Source organism: Halorhodospira abdelmalekii (assembly GCF_016583625.1).
Classification (GTDB): domain Bacteria; phylum Pseudomonadota; class Gammaproteobacteria; order Nitrococcales; family Halorhodospiraceae; genus Halorhodospira; species Halorhodospira abdelmalekii.
Genome location: NZ_NRRN01000014.1, coordinates 40751 through 63892, shown reverse-complemented (window position 1 = coordinate 63892; position 23142 = coordinate 40751). Strand labels below are relative to the sequence as shown.

Below are 23142 nucleotides of genomic sequence, written 5' to 3'. Positions count from 1 at the left end.
TCGCACTGGTCACTGCCCATGCACTCGAGCACTTTCAGCAAGAGTGTTTCGGCATCGGCTGCGATGCCTACCTTCACAAACCGCTTGAGCGCACGGAGCTTTGGCTTTTGCTGGCGCGGACCCGGGCAGCAGAGAGCACATAGCGAACGTTCTCTGCGTCTGACGGTGGACATGCCCACGGTGGACATGCCCGTTGTCGGGCACCTCCGCACAGACCCGGACGTCCGAACGGTCAACCACGACCTGCCCACGCCGCTAGGATAATCGGTCGCAGAGGGGCAGGCTGGCGGCCTCGGTGCCGTGTATACTGACGCCATACTCACTATTTGCGCGGGGAATCAATGGCTCAGTTTCACAAAATCTTGATTGCCAATCGTGGCGAGATCGCCATCCGGGTGATGCGCGCGGCGAATGAGCTCGGTAAGCGCACCGTCGCGATCTACGCCCAAGAGGATAAGCTTGGGCTCCATCGCTTCAAGGCGGATGAGGCCTATCAGATCGGTGAAGGCATGGGGCCGGTCGAGGCGTATCTGTCCATCGACGAGGTCATCCGGGTCGCGAAGATGGCCGGAGCGGATGCCATTCACCCTGGCTACGGGCTGCTCTCGGAGAATCCGCGGCTGGTTGACGCCTGCGAGCGCGCCGGCATCACCTTTATCGGGCCGCGCGCGGAGACGATGCGCGCCCTCGGGGATAAGGCGAGCGCACGGCGTGTGGCGATCGACGCCGGTGTGCCGGTCATTCCCGCCTCCGAGGTGCTCGGCGAGGATATAGAGGCCGCCCGGCGTTGGGCCGATGAGATCGGCTACCCGCTGATGCTCAAAGCCTCCTGGGGCGGTGGTGGGCGCGGTATGCGGCCGATTCGCGGCCCCGAAGAGCTGGAAATCAAAGTCCTGGAGGGGCGACGCGAGGCGGAAGCTGCCTTCGGCAGTGGCGAAGGTTACCTTGAGAAGATGATCGAGCGGGCCCGCCACGTCGAGGTGCAGGTGCTCGGCGATACCCACGGCGGCCTCTATCATCTCTTTGAGCGCGACTGCACGGTGCAGCGGCGCAACCAGAAGGTCGTAGAGCGGGCGCCCGCGCCGTACCTGACCCCGGAGCAGCGCGCCGAGGTCTGTGAGCTGGGGCTTAAGGTCGCGCGTCACGTCGGCTACCAGAACGCTGGCACGGTCGAGTTCCTCATGGATATGGAGACCGGCGCCTTCTACTTTATTGAGGTCAATCCGCGCATCCAGGTCGAACACACCGTGACCGAAGAGGTTACCGGGATCGACATCGTTAAGGCGCAGATCCGTATCGCTGAAGGCGAGCACCTGGCCACGGCTACGGGCAAGGCGGACCAGAGCGAGATTTGGCTCAACGGTCACGCTATGCAGTGTCGGGTCACCACGGAGGACCCGCAGGATAATTTCATCCCCGATTACGGCCGTATTACGGCCTACCGCTCGGCGACCGGCATGGGCATCCGGCTCGATGGCGGCACGGCTTACGCCGGCGGTGTCATTACCCGCTACTACGACTCGCTGCTGGTGAAAGTGACGGCTTGGGCGCCGACACCGGCGGAGACGATCGCGCGGATGGATCGCGCTCTGCGCGAGTTCCGCATCCGTGGGGTCTCCACCAATATCCCGTTTGTGGAGAATCTGCTCAAGCACCCCGTCTTCCTCGACAATACCTATAGCACACGCTTTATCGACACGACGCCGGAGCTCTTCGATTTTGACAAGCGTCGAGATCGGGCCACCCGGCTGTTGACCTATCTGGCGGAGATCACCGTCAACGGCCACCCGGAAGCCCTCGATCGCCCCCGACCGGCGGCGGGGATCCCGCTGCCGACGCCGCCGGCCCCCCAGGGCGAGCCGGTACCAGGGACCCGCAACCTGCTAGAAGAGCAGGGGCCACAGGCGGTGGCCGACTGGTTGGCCAGTCGTAAGGAGCTGCTGCTCACCGATACCACCATGCGAGATGCCCACCAGTCGCTGCTGGCGACCCGCATGCGCACCTTCGACATGGTGCGGGTGGCGCCGGCATACGCTGCCAACCTGCCGCAGCTTTTTAGTGTCGAGTGCTGGGGCGGGGCGACCTTCGATGTCGCCTATCGCTTCCTGCAGGAGTGCCCCTGGCAGCGACTGCGGCAGATCCGCGAGGCGATGCCGAACGTGATGACGCAGATGCTGCTGCGCGGTTCGAACGGCGTGGGCTACACCAACTATCCGGACAACGTCGTGCGCACCTTCGTCCACCAGGCCGCCGCGAGCGGTGTGGACGTCTTCCGTGTCTTCGACAGCCTCAACTGGGTCGAGAACATGCGTGTGGCGATGGATGCGGTGCTAGAGACCGGCAAAGTGTGCGAGGGTACGATCTGCTATACCGGCGACATCCTCGACCCCGGCCGACCCAAATACGATCTTAAGTACTACGTCAAAATGGGCAAAGAGCTGCGGGATGCCGGCGCCCACATCCTTGGGGTGAAGGATATGGCCGGGCTGCTCAAGCCGGCCGCAGCGCGGGTGCTCTTCCCAGCGCTCAAAGAGGAGGTCGGGCTGCCGATCCACTTCCACACCCACGATACCAGCGGCATTGCCGGTGCCACCATCCTCGCGGCGGCCGATGTCGGCGTCGATGTGGCCGATGTGGCCATGGATGCCTTCTCCGGCAACACCTCGCAGCCGGTCTTCGGCTCTATCGTCGAGGCGTTGCGGCACACCGAGCGGGACACCGGCTTCGACATGGAGAAGGTGCGCGCGATCTCCAACTACTGGGAGCAAGTGCGGGCCCACTACGCCGCTTTCGAGACCGGTCAGCAGGCGCCGTCGTCCGAGGTCTACCTCCACGAGATGCCGGGCGGGCAGTTCACCAACCTCAAGGCGCAGGCTCGCGCCATGGGGCTGGAGGAGCGCTGGCATGAGGTCGCGCAGGCCTACGCCGACGCCAACCAAATCTTCGGTGACATCGTCAAGGTCACGCCCTCCTCCAAAGTGGTGGGGGATATGGCGCTGATGATGGTGAGCCAGGGGATCACGCGCGAGCAGGTCGAGGACCCCGCAGTCGATGTGAGCTTCCCCGATTCGGTCATCGACATGCTGCGCGGCAATTTAGGTCAGCCGCCCGGTGGTTGGCCGGAAGGCATCCAGCAGAAAGTACTCAAAGGGGAGCAGCCGCTGCGCGGGCGCCCCGGCAAGCATCTCGACCCCCTCGACCTGGAAGCGGCCCGGCAGCAGGTGAGCGATGTGCTCGACGGTGCCGAAATCGACGATGAGGATCTTAACGGTTATCTGATGTACCCGAAGGTCTTCACCGAGTACATGCAGCGGCGTGAGCGCTTTGGTCCGGTGCGCGCTTTGCCGACACGCAATTTCTTCTACGGCATGGAGCCGGGGGAGGAGATCAGCGTCGACATCGATCACGGTAAGACGCTGGAGATCCGGCTGATGACCGTTAGCGAGCCGGGTGACGACGGCGATCGCCGCGTCTTCTTTGAGCTCAACGGCCAGCCCCGCACCGTCCGGGTAGCAGACAGTAAGGCCAAGGCCAACGTGGTGCAGACACCTAAGGCCGAGGCGGGCAATCCTGCCCACGTCGGTGCCCCCACGCCCGGCGTGGTCGCCGCAGTGGCCGCGACAGCGGGGCAGAAGGTCAAGGCTGGTGATCTGCTGCTGACCATTGAGGCGATGAAGATGGAGATGGGGCTGCACGCCGAGCGCGATGGGGAGGTCAAGGCGGTGCATGTGCAGCCTGGCAGTCAGATCGAGGCTAAGGATCTGCTGATTGAGTTCGCAACATAAGATCAGTACCTTGTGAAAGGGGTGAAAGAAGTGGACCAGCGGGCCGGCGCGCTCAGGCGGCTGGAGACGATTCGGGCCGTACTCGGGCCGTACTGTTCAAGCCGGGCCGCGACCTCCCTCCTCTTCGCTCAAAATGCTCGACACCATGCGCAGCAGATCGGCAAGACGAGAGCGCTCCAGCGGCTTGCTCAGGTAGCCGTCGACCGCTAAGTCAGCGCAGCACTGACGCAGTTCGTCCTCACTATGCGCGCTGAGCAGGACAATGGTCGTCGCGTGTGCGATCGCTGCCTCCTCATCGCGGATCCGACGCACCGTCTGCGGACCATTAAGAACCGGCATCTCGACATCGAGCAACAGCAGATCGGGGCGCTCACGCCGCCACGCCGCGACGGCCTCTTCACCGTTGGTAACTGCGGTAACCGTCGCGCCGCAGCGACGCAGAGCGTGCTCTGCCAACCAGCGACTGGTCGGCTCATCCTCTGCTACCACCACGTGCAGGCCGGCTCCGGCGTGTATCTCCGGTACAGCACTCGCCCCCCCATCGGCCGCATGAGACGCTGCGCCTCCGCCATGGCCGTGGTCGAGCCACTGCCGTAGCTCGGCAAAGAGCGCAGCCGAGGCAACCGGTTTGGCCAAGTGTGCATCGACTCCGGCGGCGCGCGCGCGCTCCCGATCGGCCGGAAGCACCGCTGCCGATAAGGCGATGATCGGGACCTCGGGAGTGATCATGCGAATCCGGCGCGTCGCCTCGAAGCCGTCCATCACCGGCATCTGCAGGTCCATCAAAATCAGATCGTAGGTCTGCTGCTCGCACAGCGTAACGGCCTCCTGGCCATCCGTCGCGATGGTGACAGTCGCCCCGGTCTTGGATAACAGATAGCAGGCTACCTCCTGGTTTAGGGCGTTGTCTTCGACCAACAGCAGCGAACGCTCCCGCAGATCGGGTGCTACCACCTCCGGTTCATTGGCCGTTATTGCCGCCGCGGTAGCTGGCGATGGTGCGGCCTCATCGGGCGCCGTCGGCAACGTGACATCGAAAAAGAAGCAGCTCCCCTCCCCCGGGGTCGATTCGACCTGCAGCGTACCCCCCATGCGGGCGACCAATTGGCTGCTCAGTGCCAAACCCAGGCCCGTCCCCCCATAACGCCGCGTTGCCGAACTGTCGACTTGAGAGAAGGCCTTGAAGAGGCCTTCTAGCTGTTCGGGGGCAATCCCGATCCCGCTGTCTGTCACGGCGAAGCGGAGCTCGACTTGCTCGGGCTCCACCTGTAGTGGCTTAAGACGAAGCGTAACGTAGCCATGCTCGGTGAACTTAATGGCATTGCTGACCAGGTTGATCAGCACCTGAGCCAGGCGCAGAGGGTCACCGACGACCCGCTCCGGCACGCCCGAGGCCCACTCGCAGCGCAACTCAAGCCCTTGATCACAAGCGACGGAGGCAAAAAGCGTCTCCACTTGCTCGCGCAGCTGAGACAATGGGAAGGGGCGTGCATCGAGTTCTAGCTTTCCGGCCTCAATCTTTGAGTAATCGAGAATATCGTTAAGGATCTCCAGCAGAACGCGGGATGAGCCGACGATTCGCTTCAAATGGGTGCGCTGCGGTGGCGATTCGGTGGTATCGAGAAGGATCTCGCTCAGACCGATGATTGCGTTCATCGGGGTGCGGATCTCATGGCTCATATTGGCGAGGAATTCGCTCTTGCTCCGGTTGGCCCGATCCAATAGGGAGTAGGATCGGCGCAGCGAGCGGTGCGCCACGACAATCAGCAGGAGCCCGACGATCAGCATCAGGGAGTGACTGGCAACCAGCGTCGCCCACGGCATCGCTGCCCCTTCGGGCAGGGTGACACTGATACCGCCGCGAATATCGTTGAGCCGATAGCCCTGCTGCTCGTGGCACTGGAGGCACGCCTGCTCGGTAATCAGTGGCGCCATATAGCGAAAACGACTGCCCTCCCCCTCATCCACCCACTCTCCGTACTCCTTCTTGCCTGCCTCAAAGGTATGCAGCGCCGCTTCCTCCCACGGCAGCGCCGTATTCTGCGGACGAATCGGATCGAGGCTGGTGATCCGAAAGCGAACCCCGGAGTGATGGGCGGTCATCTCCGCGATCTGGCGGGTCATATAGGAGGGGTTGACCTGGGTCAGCGTCAGCTCTTCATCGACTTCGATATCGCGCCGCTCGACCTGGGTTAGGTAGGGATTAGGCGGCGTATGCTCAGAGGCTGGGACGTAGACGGCGTCGTGGCCCGCATTCCAGCGCCGCACCCAGAGGATCTGATCAAAGAAGGCACGGGCCTGGGCCACGGCTAGCTGGTCGCGAGTATTCGCTGCCCGGTCCAAGTTCCAAGCCAAGGACAAACCGACCGCGAGCAGCAAAAAGAAGACCGCCAGGGCCGTTGCAACACCTAAAGGGCGCCGCCAAGCGGTGCCGCTGTCATCGGTACGACTCCGGGCCGCGTTGCTCGTACTTGAGGTGGCAGTACGCTCCGATCCCGCCGGCCGATCCTCTGTACTCTCCACTGCCGTTCCCCTTAGTGGGCGTCGTACAGAATTACAATTTACTCTTTGAGGCTAAGGAAATCCAGAAGATCATGCGGCAACGAGAGCGACTGGACAAGCCGACACATCACCCCCTACTCTCACGGTGTAATCCGCACTGTAAGTCGGGTTGGGTGAATCCTTTAGCCTACCCTGCCCTGCTTTTTCAAGGCCTTGCTGCCCAAGGTCGCAGAGGAGAGCATCGAAGTGGACGACAGCACGGAGGAGCATCTTGATGAGCGGGAGATTCACTCCGCCCTTTTTGAACTCTACCCCGATGCCACCCTGCTCATCGATGCCGACAGCGGCCTGCCGGTGCGGTTCAATCGGATCGCCCATGAGCAGCTCGGCTATACGGCTGAGGAGTTCGCCACTCTCCACATCGCCGATTATGAGGCCCTCGAAACACCGGAAGAGATCGCCGCACACATCCGTACCATCTTTGAACAGGGGCAGGACGACTTCGAGACTCAACACCGTTGCAAAGACGGCAGAATCATCGACGTGCGGGTCTCAGTGGTACTGCTGCCGGCTCGGGAACGGACCCTGTTGCTGGCCGTATTCCGCAATATCAGCGAGCAAAAGCAAGCCCTCCGCGATCTTGGGCAGAGCGAGCAGCGCTTCCGCGACGTCGCTCAGGCGGCCGGGGAGTACATCTGGGAGATCGACGCCCAGGGAGTCTACCTGTTCGTGACCTCACCTGCGGAACCGCTCTTAGGCTACCCGGTCAACGAGATCATCGGTCGCTCGCCGTTTGAATTTATGCCGGATGAAGAGGCCGAGCGTGTCCGCAACCTGCTCACCGACTACGCCCAGAACAAAAGTTCGTGGCGGGATCTTGAACACATCTCCATCCGCTCCGATGGCCAGGTAGTCCATCAGCGCGTCAGCGGTCTGCCCATCCTCAATGAGTACGGCGAACTGACCGGCTTTCGTGGCACCGGTCGCGACATCACCGCCGAAAAGGAGGCCGAAAAGACCCGACAAGCGCTGACCGACCGTCTGGCCTTGGCCACCTCCGCAGCCGAACTCGGCATCTGGGACTACGACCTAACCAGCGGTCACCTCGAATGGGACGAGGGCATGTTACGCCTCTACGGCATCCAGCCGAGCGACTTCGGCTACAGTTTCGAGGATTGGACCGACGCCCTACTGCCGGAATCGCGCGAAGCGGCCATAGCGGCTTTCCAGACTGCTGTGTGTTCCGAACAGCCGTTCGACACCCGACTGACGATCCGCCGTGCCTCTGACGGAGCGATCCGCACCCTGCACGGCCAAGCCCGGATCATCCGCGACAGTACCGGTTCGGCCGTGCGCGTAGTCGGGGTCAACCGCGACATCACCAATGAGGAAGAGAGCCGCCAGCGGCTTGCTGCAGCGGAGGCGAAGTTCCGCACTCTGTTCGAGCTCTCGCCGGTAGGCATCGCCATGAATGACTACGCCACCGGTGCCTTCCTCGACTTTAACAACGCCATCATCGAGCCCACTGGGTATACCCGAGAAGAGTTCCTGCAGCTCGACTACTGGCGGGTCACACCGAAGGCGTACATGGCCGAAGAACAGGCTCAGCTTGAGTCGTTGGAACGCACCGGACGCTACGGACCATTCCGCAAGGAGTACATCCGCAAAGACGGCTCGCGCTATCCGGTCCTGCTCTACGGCTTTAAGACCACCACCCCGGAGGGGCGTGAGGTCATCTGGTCGATCATCCAGGATCTCTCCAGTATCGAACGCACCCGGCAGGAATTGGAATCGACACGCAATCAGCTTACTTCACTCGCAGCGCAGCTGCCTGGTTTCGTCTACCAATACCGAATCTGGCCCGATGGCCACTCGGCCTTTGTCTATGCCAGTCAGGGCATAAGGGAGATCTACGGCACCACCCCCGATCAAGTAGCGGACAGCGCCACTCCTGTGTTCGATATCATCTGCGATAAAGACCGGAGCGGTATTGCCCACTCCATCGAACAATCAGCCCAAACGTTAACGCCATGGCACGAAATCTACCGAGTCAACCACCCCACCAAGGGCCTGATCTGGGTGGAGGGTCACGCCACGCCGGAACCACTTGACGATGGAGGCACGCTATGGCACGGCTACATCCATGACGTAACCGAGCGTACGCAAGCCGAAAGAGAACTCGCCGATAACAAGGCCCGGCTCGACGCCTTCTTCGCCCAATCGGTGAGCGGCTTTTTCTTCATGATGCTGGATGAACCGATCGACTGGAACGGCGCCAATGAAGAGGAGAAGGAGGCGCTGCTCGACTACGTCATGGCGCATCAGCGGATGACTAAGGTTAACCGGGCTATGTTGGATCAGTACGGTGCTGAGGAGCAGGATCTTCTCGGCCTAACCGGCAACGACCTGTTCGCCCACGATTTAAAGCACGGTCGTCAGATATGGAGGGATCTGCTCGATCGGGGCCGTGCGCATGTAGAGACGCACGAGCAGCGAGTAGATGGAAAACCGATTATTATCGATGGCGATTATATCTGCCTCTACGATGAGCAAGGTCGTCTGACCGGTCACTTCGGAGTCCAGAACGACGTTACCGAGCGCAAGCAACAACAGGAAGCACTGGAACTCGCCCGCACAGAGGCCGAGCGCGCCAGCCGCTCCAAGAGCGAATTTCTCGCCAATATGAGTCACGAGATCCGCACCCCGATGAATGCAGTCATTGGCCTAAGTCAACTGCTAGCACAGACCCGTCTTGACGAAAGGCAGCGCGACCAGGTACGCAAGATCTACCAGTCTTCGCGGATGCTGCTCGGTATTCTCAACGACGTCCTCGACTTCTCCAAGATCGAGGCTGGACGACTGGAATTGGAATCCCGTGAGTTCAAGCTCCACGAAGTCGTCGAACAGATGGCGACTTTATTCGGCGAAAAGGCCCACTTTAAGGGGCTAGAGCTTCTCTACGATATTCCGCCTAATCTACCACGGACCCTAATCGGCGACTCTCTGCGCCTCGCTCAGGTGCTCGGCAATTTGCTCAGTAACGCCATCAAGTTTACCGGTAACGGTGGAACCGTGGAGTTTGGCATCCGCGAGATTGCACCGCCAGCCGATACCCATGTCGATACCCATGGCGATGACCGGTCCAATGAACGGGCTACGCTGCGCTTTCACATCCGCGACACCGGCATCGGCATGAGCGAAGAGCAGCTCGCCCGCTTGTTTCGCCCCTTTAGCCAGGCCGATACCTCCACCACTCGCCAGTACGGCGGCACCGGCCTTGGGTTGGTGATCAGCCGACGGCTGGTAGAGAAGATGGGGGGGAGGCTAGATGTGGAGACCACCCTCGGCAAAGGCAGCACTTTCAGCTTCACCTTGCTCCTCCCCCTCGGTCCCAATCATGGAGAGGCCATCACCTGCCCCGATACTCAAGGGCGTCGAGTGTTGATCGTCGATGACCAGGCGAGCGCACGCCAAATCACGCGAGAACTGCTCCATCACTGCCACTACATCACCGAGGAGGCGGCCAGTGGCGAGACAGCGATTGAACGAATCATTGCCGCTGAACGACGCGGCGAGCCGTTCGACTTCATCCTGCTCGACTGGATGATGCCTGGCGGCATGGATGGGGGCGAAACCTGCGAGGCGATTGAGCGACTCCATCGGAGTGGTGAGTTAACCCAGACCCGATCGCCCATCCTGATGGTCAGCGCCTACGCCCGAGAAGAGCTCGATATGCCTGAGTCGCTGATTACCGGCTACCTAGCCAAGCCGCTAACCGCCTCTGCGCTTTACGATGCCCTAGTCCACGCTGAGGGTGGTTCGACTGTGGATCGCTCTTTACCCGCGGTTCAGGTGCCGGACTTGAGTGGCCAGCGGCTGCTTCTGGTCGAGGATAACGCAATCAACCAAGAGGTGGCCCAGTTGCTGCTAGAGCAGACTGGCGCGACCTTACGCCTAGCCGCGAACGGTGTCGAGGCAATTGAGGCGGTGCGTGCCGAGTCCCCGGGCCTGATCCTCATGGACCTGCAGATGCCCGTTATGGACGGCTTCGAGGCCACCCGGACGCTGCGAGCGGAGGGCTATGGTGGTCCCATTATCGCGCTGTCGGCCGCTGTGATGGACGACGATCGTCGACGTGCCTTCGAGGCCGGCGTCGACGCCCATTTGGGCAAACCGATTGAGAGCGAAGAACTCTACGCCACACTGGCAGCTCATCTTACAGTAACCGACTCCGCAACAACCGGAGCAACGGTTGCTGCGGAGCCGACCGAAAAGCCGGCCGCAGCGACTCTGCCCGCCAAGTTAGCCGGCTTCGATCTGACCCGTGGTCGTCGTCAGCTCAGCGGCGACAATGCCGTTTACACCCGCCTGCTGCGGCGCTTCCGAGACAGCCTAGAGAGCGACTACGCCCCACTGGTTGAACACCTGCGCGCCGGGCGCGACGAAGAGGCACGCCGTATTGCGCACTCGCTTAAGGGCGTTGCCGGTACCCTAGCGGCAACAACTTTGCAGCAGCTGGCCGAGAAAATCGATGCGGCGCTAAAGCGTGATCAGCCGGTTACCGCGGACACTATCGATGCACTAGAGCACGCCCTTGCAGAGGCCCACCAAACGCTTAGCACTTTCGTACCTGACGAAGAAGAAGCGGACGAAGGAGAAGCGGCTGATCAAGGTGGCTCATTGGAGGCAGTCGAGACGCTGCGTCGGCAACTAGAGGCCAGTGAGTGGATTGAGGACTCAACTCTCCGCGCAGCCATCGGCTACCTACGTAGCCGCAATCTGGAATCTGATCTCCTGAGGGCACAAGTCGAACGGATGGACTTCGATCAGGCGCTGCAGAGCCTCGAACAGCTTCTGCAAGACGGCAACCAGAACAGCCATAGCCAGGACAACTGAGAAAAACCATGGATAACACAAGCGGCAAGGCCACTATTCTTGTGGTCGACGACGAACCAGCCAACATTCAGGCCCTAGGTGCCTTGCTCAAGGGCGAGTACCGCATCCAGATAGCCAATAGTGGTAAGAAAGCCCTCGCTATGGTTCAGAATGCTAGCCAGCCGCCGCCCGACCTAATCCTGCTCGATATCCAAATGCCGGACATCGACGGCTACGAGATTTGCCGCCGTCTCAAAGAGGATCCTGCCACCACCGGCATTGCGATCATCTTCGTTACTGCCCTTGATGCGGCTAGTGATGAAGAGCACGGCCTTAACCTCGGCGCAGTCGACTATATCGCCAAGCCGTTTAACCCGGCGATCGTCCGCGCCCGCGTCCGCACCCACATGAGTCTCAAGCGCAAAACCGATCTCCTAGAGCAGTACGCCCTGCTCGACGGTCTGACCGGCATCCCCAACCGGCGCTACTTCGATGAGCAAGTGCAGTCGGAGGTCAGAAGAAGCGTCCGCGAAGGTAGCCCGCTGTCGCTGGTGATGCTCGATATCGATCACTTCAAGCTGTTCAACGACCACTACGGTCACGGTGCCGGTGATCTCTGCCTACAGAAGGTGGCCAGAGCGCTCTCCGGCGCCCTGTTGCGGCCTGGCGATCGCGTTTGCCGCTACGGCGGCGAGGAGTTCGTCGCGCTCTTGCCCGCTACGGATGCTGCGGGTGCTCGCGTGGTCGCCGAACAACTGCGCGCGGCGGTCGAGGCACTGGCCATCGATCACGAATACTCGAGCACCGGTCCGGTAGTTAGCATCAGCCTCGGCATCGCGACCATCGATCTCAACACCCCGTCTCCGGCCCTACTGCTCCAGCAGGCTGACGAGGCGCTCTACCGGGCGAAAGTGGCCGGCCGCAACCGTGTGGGCGGTTAACACATGCGGAAGAATCAAGCGATCACTGGGCATTCTGAGCCAAGATGCGATCGAGCGCGTTGGCGAAGTTCTGCCGATCACGAGCGCTGAGTGCCGGCGGACCGCCAGTCTCGATACCGCTAGCACGCAACGTATCCATAAAGTCACGCATATTGAGTCGCTCCCGGATCGTTTCGGGGCTATAGAGTTCGCCACGCGGGTTGAGCGCCTGCGCACCGGCTTCGATCACCTCAGCTGCCAAAGGGATGTCAGCGGTGATCACAAGATCTCCGGCCGCCACCCGACGAACGATCTCATGGTCGGCCGCATCAAACCCTGAAGCAACCTGCATGAAGCGCACGAAGGGCGACGGCGGCACTCGCATGGCGTGGTTGGCCACCAGCGTCAATTCGATCCGGGTGCGTTCGGCAGCACGGAACAGGATCTCCTTGACGGCACCTGGACAAGCATCGGCATCGACCCATATTCTCATCGCGAACAGTGACCTTTGGTTAGATAGGGTTTGAGCAGTTCAGTCTAAATCTTCTCATATCTATTTATATATCTCCATTTTGTTAAGCTAATGCCGATAGTGATCAGGTCAGCATTTGGATATAATGCGCTTGCGCTGATGGTGTTGCCTGCTCGACAGGCATGTCAATCCGGTTCCACATAGTGGCAGCGCCTACGGCGAGTTCCGCCGGATGTGAAGCCTGTGGAGAGGAAGGCCCTGAGTGTCAACCAGAACGCCACAGCGGCGTCCGTTGAGCACCCCTCCGAACGCTTTTGGGCACAGCAACGGCGATGCCGATCACTACCTCTTCTTTCGCTGTCCGTTCTCCGGCGTTCGCACCTCAGTGCGCTTGCTCTACGTCTTGATCTAGCCGCCTATAAAGACGCTGATTCAATCGGCTCGACCTTAGAGGTAAACGCCTCCCTTTACTAATCAAAGTAATAAGCAACTCCAGCGCTCAACATTTCTACGTCATAGTCTAGATCCTCACCTAAGAAAGAGAATTCAGCATCGCGATCATACCATACCCACTCGGCATGTAATGCTATGTTTTCATTTAAAAAATAATTTGCACCCACGCCGTACGATAAGCTCGTGTTGTCGAAGGTATCGGTAAGTGTTCCTTCATGACCATCAACTCCTAATAGCTCGCCAGCTTGGTTGTACTCTTCCTCCTCTTCTCTTTCATAGTATTCAAGATCAAACTCTGTTCGTGTCAACCCTCCTAGCACGTAAAATGAAAAAGAATCCCACTGGATGACATCAGCCACGAGGTAGAGACCGAAAAGAGTAGTCGGTTCTACGGTGATTTCTGCCTCAAATTCGCTTTCAAGGCGCATATCCAGAAAAGGCTCATCGATTGTCCATGAAACAGTGTCAGAGTTGCTGTCGTCCGAAAGGCCGATACCAATGCGGCCCTCGATAGCGAACCGTGGATGGAAAGAATAACCTAAGCGTCCTTTTAGGTAATCAAAATCCCACTCGTTGTCCACTGATAAGTTGTCATCTCCCGGGTACTCTCCGGTTAGGTCCTCATCAATCTCAAATGAGGCCTTTCCGTAGCTAACACCAGCATAGATGCGACCACTCTTAGCTGCAGCAAGACTACCACTGGCCTCGCTGCTCGCGCCACTTCCAGATACTTGCTCCTCTGTCGCGTCGCCTTCCTCGGCAACCGCACCGGCATTCTTGTCGGCTGTTCCCAGGTCGTCTGCGTCCAGTTCTTCTGCTGCCTCTTCAGGAGCGTCATCAAAAAGCTGGTCATCATCCATTGATAAATGCACATTATCGATACCGCATGTATTGCTGATGACCTCTTCCGGGATGTCGTTCATAATCATCCTTGCCACTTGTGCATCCGTACACTGATCAGCCCAGGCAGAAGCTGATAGGAAGACGCCCAGCGTACCGGCCGATATGTATAAAAAACTGCGGCAGGCAGGTGAAGAGAGATTCAAACGATCAGGAAAAACAGAAACTGAATCATCACGGAGACCAGAAAACATTATTTCCTCCAACAAAAAAAACGTAAAGCCCGCTGGTTAGCTTTGCTTGGGTCACACCGCATGAAGGGCATCAACGCACAACAACCCAATTCGGCGAACGGGTCACAAGCAACCGATCAGCCTTAGCCACCGCCACGGCAAGCCTCCCTCTCTTTAAGGAGCAAACCGGGCTGCCATAGCGGCGGCTAACCTATCCATACACTCCTCTAACGTGTCCTAAATATGACCCACACCATCACTCCAAGATTAGTGCAGGTACTCCTTCAGCGGTCGGTGATATGGGTGTTGGAGATTTCATCCACCAATCGTAACCTTCTGTCCTCGCCATCGATCTCGAATACGTGCCACCACCGATCAGCACTCCCATCATCATCAATGGTCACATCACGGATTAGGCCGTGGCGGTCGTAGACGCTGACACTGGCGCCTGATCCGGCCAAAGTTCCCGAACCCGCAAATTTGTGCACGCTATACGTGTAGGTTCCGTCGTAGAGCTGTCCAATCGTTATGGTCTCTGGGCCAAACCCGGATACTTCGTCCGTATCCAGGTGGATGTAAGGTGGACTGCTAAGGTCATACGTCCGACGAGTTCCGAAGTACAGGTGGTGCTCCTCTCCAACGACAGGAGGTTCATCTATGCGTGGTGTCAATAGATGGGCATCGAGATCCCTAGGATCCTGGCCCCACTCCAACACAAAGCGATACTCATCCGCGCCGTCGGTGCTGCCGGGAGTGCCACCGACTGAGGCAGCTTCCAGATTGTATGCCGCAGAGGACCAATCTCCACCATCCTTTTCGACACCAACCGCATACCAACCAGGCTCTGCTGCCGACTCAATCGACACATACTCGGAGCCATCATCTCTATCAGATCGGTTGGAGTGATCAAGCTCCTCTCCGTCTGGCCCGTATAGTGTGAGGTTCAGGTTACTTCTGGCGTGATTAAAGCGGATTTTTGCGTCCCAAGCATTGCCCTCATTGAGATAGACCCGGTAATAATCCGGATTATTATCGCCGACAAACAAGGGGCCCTCACTCCGGCTACGCAGGCGCACCGCCTCATCGAGCGAATCATTAGGCTCATAGTGATCTTCGTAACCGACAGGAAACACTGTTATTGTCACATCGAATGGACTCCTCGTGTCCCAACCCTCAACACTAGCCCAAACCCTCGTATCCCCTGTTACAGCTCCGGAATCACTGTATACCCTCTCTTGATTATGCTCTGAAATGGCATCAACGACCACATCCACCGCATTACTTCCTGTCGCCCCCAGTGCAAAACTAGCAAAACTTGGGCTCCCTGTAGCCATCCCAATTCCTACTTTAACAATAGCCCCCTGGGCCTGATACGAAGCATCGACAAAATCCATGACATCGCTGATGCTTGCTTTAATAATGGTAGACCTATCAGAGACGATCGCATAATTTTCTAACCTTACTCGCTCCATTCTGTATGTATTGATGGCATAATCAATTTGAGCCGCCCCGACAGTTACGGCTGTAAACGTAAGTAACGCTGCAGTGACAAAGACAGCCTGGGGCTCAACTGTCGCTGAGCCAGTATCCATTCTCTGGATTTGGGAGGAACCCTCGCCATCCAGCGCTGGATCGCCGCGATAATAGACTGGCGCATACTCTTCAGAGGGATCATAAGCTATTATTTCAAGCACCCCTCTGGCGGCTCGCCAGTGCACAACCATTCCAGTCAGAGGATCTTCCTCCTCTGTCTGAAACTGCACTGTCAAGTTTTCGCGGAGTTGCTCACTTTCTATAGACGCCTCATTTTGACCCGTCAGCTCAATCACTCCGGAATCGTGATCGAACGAGTCGAACGTCATTTGAACTTCATCCGTCTGAGCTTCATCTATCTCCGGGGTGGTCGTATCGGAAACGGAAATATCTATATCATCGCTATTATCGAAACAACCGCTGATACCAAGAGCAATCATCAAGAAGACAAACAGGGATGATGCTTTTCTAACACGCCCGCCTAAAGTAGGGCGAAAAAAATTTAAGTCCGAAACAGAGACTGACGGCGGAGCTTTCCAGGCAGTAATTTTGCCGCGTAGAGTGCTGTGTGACATCGCAATCCTGCCCATCTCAGGCACCTCCTGTTTATTGTGGCAGTCCCGGTGCAATAAGCTGCTACTGAAACGACCAAGCTGGCGTGCTCTTCTACCGGATGTTTTGAACACAAGGGAGCCCCGAAAATTCGGTCTGTACCCGCTCCTGCTGGATATCAAATTTGCGGCTCGAACTTATTACGAGGCCCTAAACACTGAATACGATGAGCCAAGCAGCGATAACAGACTGCGCACAGCCGAGCCTCCCAGCCCCGCTTCCAAGGAAGGCGAAGGGCTGCTCACCGTATCTATATTGGACGAGCCATCTCGCTCGGGGGACAAGCGACCACGCCGCATTGAAGCAAGAGCAAGAGACTAAAACAGCGCGCATGACGGACCTCACGCGGGTTCTGTTCGCGAGCTGAAAGAGCCGCCACATGGAGGGGCGCACCAACGACCCTGCATCCTCTCACCATGGACGCAAACACCCGTGGCGCCAGCTAATGCCGGGGGGATTTGAGCACGTCACTGCCGCCAGACCGGAGGCTGGCATGTTCCGGCACACTCCTCAAGGCGGCGGATCGCCACGGGCGAGAGATGACGTCCCGGTGCCCGTGTTTTCCGCAGATGCCTCTGTCGCGCCGAACAAAAGACCGACCTAGAGCACTGCCCAGGCCGGTTGACCCAGCGCGCGACAAGCCCCGCCGTTCAGGGCGGGGAAGGATAGCGCGGACGGCGAAGCCGTCCTTGGGTTTCAATGAGGTGTCTGCTGCTGCTCGATGTACTGGCGCACGATGGAGATCGGCGCGCCGCCGCAGGAGGATGCGAAGTAGGACGGCGACCACAGCACGCCCTTCCAGTAGCGTTTCTCGATGTCCGGGCGCTTCTTGCGAAGCAGACGGCTGGAGACGCCCTTGAGGCTGTTCACGAGGTTCGAGACGGCCACCTTGGGCGGATACTCCACCAGCAGATGCACATGATCGTCCTCGCCGTCCATCTCGATCAGTTGTGCCTCGAAGTCGGTGCAGACCTTGGCGAAGATCGTGCGCAGCCGGTTGATTGCGTCGGCATCGAAGACCCTGCGGCGATATTTCGCCACAAAGACCAAATGGACGTGCATCTTGAAAACGCAGTGTCGACCGTGTCGAATATCATTGTCGTTGCTCATAGGCCAAACTATAATCTCTGCATGCAACAACTCCAAGCCTTCAAGTTTGAGCTACGCCCCGACGGCCAGCAGGAACGGCAAATGCGCCGTTTCGCTGGCTCGTGCCGGTTCGTGTTCAACAAGGCGTTGGCGTTGCAGAAGGAGCGTTACGAGCAAGGCGAGAAGAAGCTTGGCTATGCCGGACTGTGCAAGCTGCTCACCGAGTGGCGCAAAGGGCCGGAAACGCCGTGGCTGGCCGATGCGCCGACGCACCCGCTTCAACAGACGCTCAAGGACCTGGAGCGCGCCTACGCGAATTTCTTCGCCAAGCGTGCGGACTTCCCGCGCTTCAAGAAGAAAGGCCAGTCCGACAGCTTCCGCTACCCCGATCCGAAACAGATCAAACTCGACCAAGGCAACAGCCGTATTTTCCTGCCCAAGCTGGGCTGGGTGCGTTATCGCAACAGCCGCAAGGTGGTGGGCGAGGTGCGCAATGTCACCGTCGCCCTCTCGGGCGGGCGCTGGCATGTATCCATTCAGACGCGACAGGAGATCGAAGATCCCCGCCACCCGGCTCGCAGCATCGTCGGCATGGATATGGGGGTGGCCTGTTTCGCCGCCCTCTCCAGCGGAGAGATCATTGCCCCGGCCAGTGCCCTGAAAAAGCGCCAGCGGCAACTGGCACGGGCTCAGCGGGCGATGAGCCGCAAGGTCAAATTCAGCAACAACTGGAAAAAGGCCAAAGCCCGTATCCAGCGCATTCACACCCGCATCGGCCATGCCCGCCGCGACTTCCTGCACAAGACCTCGACCGCGATCAGCCAAAACCACGCAGTCGTGGTGATCGAGGACTTGCAGGTACGGAATATGTCCAGTTCGGCTGCAGGCACGGTCCATCTGCCGGGGCGAAATGTCCGGGCCAAATCGAGCCTGAACCGATCCATCCTGGATCAGGGATGGTTTGAGTTCCGACGTCAGCTTGAATACAAGCAGGCATGGCGCGGTGGAATGGTTATTGCGGTGAACCCACGCAACACCAGCCGGATGTGTCCGGCTTGTGGCCATGTGGACAAGGCCAACCGCAAGACCCAGGCCCGATTCAAATGTGTTGCCTGCGGTCACACGGCTCATGCCGATGTGAATGCAGCCAACAATGTATTGGCGGCAGGGCATGCCGTCATGGCCTGTGGAGGGGATGTAAGGCCGCGCCCACACCTCGGTGTAGGCACGGCAGCCCCGATGAAGCAGGAACCCACCGAAGCGACTCAAATCGCATCAGCGAACTGAGCGCCGTAGGAATCTCCGGCCTTCAGGCCGGGGAGGATGTCAAGATCGCCGGACTCAGCGCTGGACTGCAGAGCACTGGCTAGCAGACCAAAAGGTACACAACGCCCATGACCCGGCTCGCGAGATGGCGTGAAGAGGATCGCTTTCTCACGGCGGCGATCGTTTACGACTCCGACATCTCTACGATCGCGGAGACGATGTCGTTCATAGTGATTAGGCCCGCGAGCTCGTTGTCGTTCAGCACCACGATGCGGCGAATGCTCTGCAAGACCATTAGCCGTGCTACGTGCTTCAGATCCATCTCTGCCGGGACGGTGATAACCGGCTTAGAACAAATGTCGTAGACATTGATCAGGTCAATGTCCCCCTCCTCCGCAACGATGGTGCGAAGGATATTCGTGTAAGTGATGATGCCGAAGGCGTCGTGGGTGTTTCGCTTCTCCACCACCAACGACTTCACTCTATGGCGCTTCATCTCGCGCATAGCGGCACGGATGGTGGCGAGGGGGGAGATCGTCGCCACATTCGTGACCATGAGATCTTTAACCAGCATGGATAACCTCTGTATGGTGTGAAGAGATCAATGATCTCGGCGCGATTTCCAACTGCCTATTGTTCAATAGCCTATACTACAGTTCGTCCTTAATCCGCTCCTCAAAGCGTGCCACCTGCCCCAGATCGATCCCAGCGATGTGTTCAAGAGGCATCGTAAAGACCACTCCCTTGGAGTGGGATTTCAAATCCAGCTCATCGCGCAGTGCCTTCATCACAGCAAGGGAGAGTTTTTTTTCGAGCACGAAGATCAATACCGACTGACTGCCTTCATAGGTCAAACCAAAGAAGGTCTTTTTCTCCTCGCCGCCGATGCCCCGAGCATCCAGGATCGTTACGCCTCCCGCCCCGGTCTTGCGCGCCACATCAATGGCCTTCTCTTCCAATTCGTCGGCCAGGATGGCCACAAGCACGGCAAACTTCATGGTTGCTGCCTCCAGCGATTGACGAGTTCAACGGCGATAGCATAGAGCATCACACTGATAATCGGGAAGATCGATGCGAAAGCGATGAGACCAAAACCATCGATAAGAACATTGCGGTCCTCGATATGGGTAGCCAGGCCGATGCCCAAGGCAGTGACCAGGGGCACCGTCACCTCGGAGGTCGTCACCCCACCAAGATCGTAAGCCAACGCGACGATGTAGCGAGGCGACAACCAAGTCAGCAGTATCACCACCGCATACCCCCCCATGATGTAGTAATGGATCGAGTCTCCAGCGATGATCCGGTGTACACCCAAGGTGATGCCCACAGCGACCCCGATAGCGACGAGCAGGCGGATGGTGTTGCCGTTGAGCTTCCCCTTGCCGGCCTCCTGCGCCTTCTGACCGATGGCGATGAGGGCGGGCTCGGCCATGGTGGTGGCAAATCCGATACTGAAGGCAAACAAGTAGACAAACAGAAACCCGTCCAGGGTAATCAGCTGCTCTGCCATGCTGCGGCCGATGGGGAAGAGACCCAGCTTCAGCCCCACGACAAAGGCGTAGAGGCCGAAGATCACCAGCACGAAACCGGCGACTACCTTATGGACGTGGGCGATGCCTCGGCGAATCACCAGGTACTGGAAGAGCACCACCACTGCAATGATGGGCAGGACATCACGGAACATCACCAGCAGATCGGTGAGCATGCCGAGCAGTACGCTGCCGCCTACTTCTCTCAGCGCCTCGTCCTCTGCGGCCTCGGCCAACGGCGCTGCCCCGCGGACCATCTCCGGATCCCCCAGGGAGTAGACCAAGATCCCATAGAGCTGTACAGCGATCATCGGCACCATCACCGCCAAGCCCACCAGGCCAAACCCGTGGGTCAAGGCGTTGCGTCCGCGAATCGAGATGGCCAAGCCGATACCCAGGGCAGCGATCAGGGGAACGGTGACAATGTTCGTGGTCACACCGCCGGAGTCGTAGGCCAGCCCGACGATCTCCTCCGGCGCAAAGAAGGTCACCGTGACCACCAGCAGGTAGCCGATGATCATGTACCAGTGCAGACTGTGCCCCAGGACGATGCGCACGATCCCCAAGGCCACCACCGCACCTACGGAAAGCGCGACGAGCAAGCGCAGTACTAGAGCACTGATCTCGCCGCCGCTGATCATCTCGGCCTGACCGGCGACCGCGATCAGCGCCGGCTCGGCGATCACCGCCGAAAAGCCCAAGCAGAACCCGAAGATCATCAGCCAGAAGAGCGACCCCTTCTTGGCAAACTCGTTGGAGAGGTTCTTGCCGATGGGGAAGATCCCCATCTCCAGCCCCTGGAGAAAGAGGGCCACGCCCACCACCACCACCAGCAGGCCGACGGCCATCGGCAGCCAACCGTCGGGGACCTGCCGGATGATGGCAAACTGAAAGACGGCCACCACGATGATGATGGGCAGCAGGTTCCTGAACGAGTGCTGCAGGAGGTTGTAAAATTCCCTGATCTGATTCAAGAGGCTGCGCTTTCGGAGATGTCGGTCATTGTACTCACCCATGCCGTCCTGGGAGGGGGTGGCCCCTAGAGTATACCGTCATCGTACGCGATCTCGGAGGATCAGCACATGCACTGTTTGTAGTGGCTCGCGCAAGGTACGCTTAAGAAGCAGCGCCAATGCACTCATCTAGCAACGCCCAAGCCAGCTCTAACTCCTCCTCAGCGTGATAGAAGTGCGCGGAGAAACGGATACCACCGCATCGCTCGGCGCAAGCAACCCCCGCTCGCCGCAGGGCATCGAGCAGCTTTAACGGGTCGTGCAACGGTACTTGAAAAGTGACGATCCCGGCATGACGGTCCTCCCGCTGCGGGGTCACGAGCGGGTAGCCGCGGCGGCGGGCTGCCTCCATGTTCCAGCGGGCGTGTTTGAGTACGGCCTCTTCGACCTCACACGGGCCGCTCTCTTCAAGCACTGCTAAGCTCGCCTCTAGGGCGTGGGCGGCGAGTAGATTGGGGCTGCCAGGCTCGAATCGGCGCGCACTCGCCGCTGGCTGCCAAGCTGCGGCGCTAAAGTCACCGAGCGATTCGACCATGTGCCAACCGAACTGATTGAGCTGCAGACGTTCACGCAATTCCGGGCGCAGGTAGAGGGCACCTAGACCCTCGGGGCCGAGCATCCACTTATGGCCATCGGCCACCACACAGTCGGCATCAATAGCGAAGCGGAGTGCACCGAGGCTTTGAATGGCGTCGACACACAAGAGCACCCCGCGCTCACGGCAGGCGGCACCGAGTCGTTCCAGATCCATCCGCAAACCAGTGCCGTACTGAACGCTGCTGACGGGCAGCAGGCGAGTGCGCGCACTCAGCGCGGCGATCAGGGCATCCTCCGGGGTGGGACCGTCATCAAGGCAGACACGGCGGATGGTGACGCCAAAACGCGGTGCCAACGACTCCCAAACCCAGCGATTGGAAGGGAACTCCTGATCGTTAATGACGATTTCGTCACCCGGCTGCCACGGCAATCCATAGGCGAGCAGCGATAACCCGGCAGAGGTGTTGGGAACAAGGGCGATATCGGTACTCGCCACACCACCGAAGAGGCGTGCTAAGCGCTGTCGCAGACGCGCCTCGACCTCCAACCACGCCGGATAGTCAGCGGACCCACGTGTGACACACTCGGAGGCAAAGCGCTGTACGGCCTCGCCAGCCCGCAACGGCCACGGGCCGACCCCGGCGTGGTTGAGATAGACGCGGTCAGGCTCTTGAGGAAACTGCGGATGGCGCCGGATCGACATGGATAGATCCTATCTATAGGGACAGATTGGTTGGTCAGAACCGCCCAGCTGTTCGGCCCGAGACGCTTACACTGAAAATGACCTCGTTCTCACGCTCGTCTCCTACGGCCTCGTAGAAGAGATACTTTACATTCGCCCGGACCCGCACATCGCCAACGCTACCGCGCAGCGCGGCCTCAGCGAATGGGGCGTGTTCGCGGACACTGGTAAAGCGATAACCTCCGCCCGCCTCGAAGGCAATCCCGACCTGATCGTTGAGACGCGTGCCGCCGCCAGCGAGCAACGATGTATCGAGCCCGTAGAAATTGTCCCTGTCGGAGTAACTGCGGTAGAACCCAGCATTTCTCCAGTTCAGCCAGGAGGTAAAGTGGGTATTCAGGGCGGCTTGGCCTTCGGCAAAAGAGCCTTCGGCGCTGGAGTAGCCGCTCCCAACCCCGATATCGTAGCTCCAGAACGGGTAGGACTGGCTGCGTTCATCGGCAGCAACCCCAAAAGAAGCGATCGACAGAGCGACCGACAAGGCGACAGCGGTCGTCGCCGTGAGCACCTTGGTCTGTCTCCGCATATTCACCTCCTCGAGACCCCAGGACGCTGCGCTCGGCAGACGGCCACTTGGCAGCGCGCTCCACACCAGCGATCCCGTTCTGCATGAGCACGTTATCCGAGCACAGCGTCCAGGAATCACCGCTCCGCGCCCCCAGTATCTGACGAAGCGCAATCAATTGCCAGTCCAGTCGTGCCAATCACAGTCGTGCCAGTCCAGTCGTGCCAGTCCAGTCG

At 59.3% G+C, this 23142-nt stretch carries 15 protein-coding genes; 5 read left to right on the top strand and 10 right to left on the bottom strand.

Translation table 11 applies throughout. The features are described 5' to 3' along the window. Positions 1-341 precede the first annotated feature (341 nt). On the top strand, positions 342-3785 hold the full coding sequence (pyc, locus tag CKO15_RS04990) for a pyruvate carboxylase (RefSeq protein ID WP_200193128.1): 3444 nt from the start codon (positions 342-344) through the stop codon (positions 3783-3785). A gap of 96 nt (positions 3786-3881) precedes the next feature. Here the strand turns inward: pyc and CKO15_RS04985 are convergent, their stop codons facing one another. After that, positions 3882-6308, bottom strand: a complete 2427-nt coding sequence (locus CKO15_RS04985; RefSeq protein ID WP_200193126.1) for a response regulator — start codon at positions 6306-6308, stop codon at positions 3882-3884. Positions 6309-6533: 225 nt separating this feature from the next. On the opposite strand from CKO15_RS04985, the gene CKO15_RS04980 reads away from it, so the two are divergent. Both CKO15_RS04980 and CKO15_RS04975 read left to right on the top strand, forming a co-directional pair. Beyond that, positions 6534-11183 carry a PAS domain S-box protein gene (locus CKO15_RS04980; protein ID WP_200193124.1) on the top strand — a complete coding sequence of 1550 codons (4650 nt, stop codon included), beginning with the start codon at positions 6534-6536 and terminating at the stop codon, positions 11181-11183. A gap of 8 nt (positions 11184-11191) precedes the next feature. Beyond that, positions 11192-12103 (top strand): diguanylate cyclase, encoded by a 912-nt coding sequence (locus CKO15_RS04975; protein ID WP_200193122.1) that lies wholly within the window; start codon positions 11192-11194, stop codon positions 12101-12103. Positions 12104-12125: 22 nt separating this feature from the next. On the opposite strand, the gene CKO15_RS04970 is transcribed toward CKO15_RS04975, so the two are convergent. Beyond that, the gene (locus CKO15_RS04970) at positions 12126-12575 is read right to left on the bottom strand and encodes a YaiI/YqxD family protein (RefSeq protein WP_200193120.1); all 450 of its coding nucleotides are present in this window, start codon (positions 12573-12575) and stop codon (positions 12126-12128) included. Between the two features lie 241 nt (positions 12576-12816). Between CKO15_RS04970 and CKO15_RS04965 the strand changes: the two genes are divergently transcribed. Then, complete coding sequence (locus CKO15_RS04965) at positions 12817-12966, top strand: hypothetical protein (protein WP_200193118.1); 150 nt, start codon at positions 12817-12819, stop codon at positions 12964-12966. A 58-nt stretch (positions 12967-13024) separates the two neighbouring features. On the opposite strand, the gene CKO15_RS04960 is transcribed toward CKO15_RS04965, so the two are convergent. From CKO15_RS04960 to tnpA, 3 genes are all read right to left on the bottom strand, one after another. Then, positions 13025-14101 carry an outer membrane beta-barrel protein gene (locus CKO15_RS04960; protein WP_200193116.1) on the bottom strand — a complete coding sequence of 359 codons (1077 nt, stop codon included), beginning with the start codon at positions 14099-14101 and terminating at the stop codon, positions 13025-13027. 263 nt (positions 14102-14364) lie between these two features. After that, complete coding sequence (locus CKO15_RS04955; protein WP_200193114.1) at positions 14365-16203, bottom strand: hypothetical protein; 1839 nt, start codon at positions 16201-16203, stop codon at positions 14365-14367. A gap of 718 nt (positions 16204-16921) precedes the next feature. After that, positions 16922-17335 (bottom strand): IS200/IS605 family transposase, encoded by a 414-nt coding sequence (gene tnpA, locus CKO15_RS04950; protein WP_200193112.1) that lies wholly within the window; start codon positions 17333-17335, stop codon positions 16922-16924. A gap of 21 nt (positions 17336-17356) precedes the next feature. Between tnpA and CKO15_RS04945 the strand changes: the two genes are divergently transcribed. Next, positions 17357-18601 carry an RNA-guided endonuclease InsQ/TnpB family protein gene (locus CKO15_RS04945; protein ID WP_200193111.1) on the top strand — a complete coding sequence of 415 codons (1245 nt, stop codon included), beginning with the start codon at positions 17357-17359 and terminating at the stop codon, positions 18599-18601. Positions 18602-18764: 163 nt separating this feature from the next. On the opposite strand, the gene CKO15_RS04940 is transcribed toward CKO15_RS04945, so the two are convergent. The 5 genes from CKO15_RS04940 to CKO15_RS04920 all read right to left on the bottom strand — a co-directional run bounded on the left by CKO15_RS04940 (position 18765) and on the right by CKO15_RS04920 (position 22927). Beyond that, entirely contained in the window at positions 18765-19154 is a 390-nt protein-coding gene (locus tag CKO15_RS04940; RefSeq protein WP_200193109.1) for a CBS domain-containing protein, read from the bottom strand. A 76-nt stretch (positions 19155-19230) separates the two neighbouring features. Further along, positions 19231-19578 carry a P-II family nitrogen regulator gene (locus CKO15_RS04935; RefSeq protein ID WP_200193107.1) on the bottom strand — a complete coding sequence of 116 codons (348 nt, stop codon included), beginning with the start codon at positions 19576-19578 and terminating at the stop codon, positions 19231-19233. Further along, positions 19575-21083 carry a DUF1538 domain-containing protein gene (locus CKO15_RS04930; protein WP_420842116.1) on the bottom strand — a complete coding sequence of 503 codons (1509 nt, stop codon included), beginning with the start codon at positions 21081-21083 and terminating at the stop codon, positions 19575-19577. Before CKO15_RS04930 ends, CKO15_RS04935 begins: the two co-directional genes overlap by 4 nt. Before the next feature lie 142 nt (positions 21084-21225). Further along, positions 21226-22362 carry an aminotransferase class V-fold PLP-dependent enzyme gene (locus CKO15_RS04925; RefSeq protein WP_200193104.1) on the bottom strand — a complete coding sequence of 379 codons (1137 nt, stop codon included), beginning with the start codon at positions 22360-22362 and terminating at the stop codon, positions 21226-21228. Positions 22363-22396: 34 nt separating this feature from the next. Continuing rightward, positions 22397-22927, bottom strand: a complete 531-nt coding sequence (locus tag CKO15_RS04920; protein ID WP_200193102.1) for a hypothetical protein — start codon at positions 22925-22927, stop codon at positions 22397-22399. Between the last annotated feature and the right edge of the window lie 215 nt (positions 22928-23142).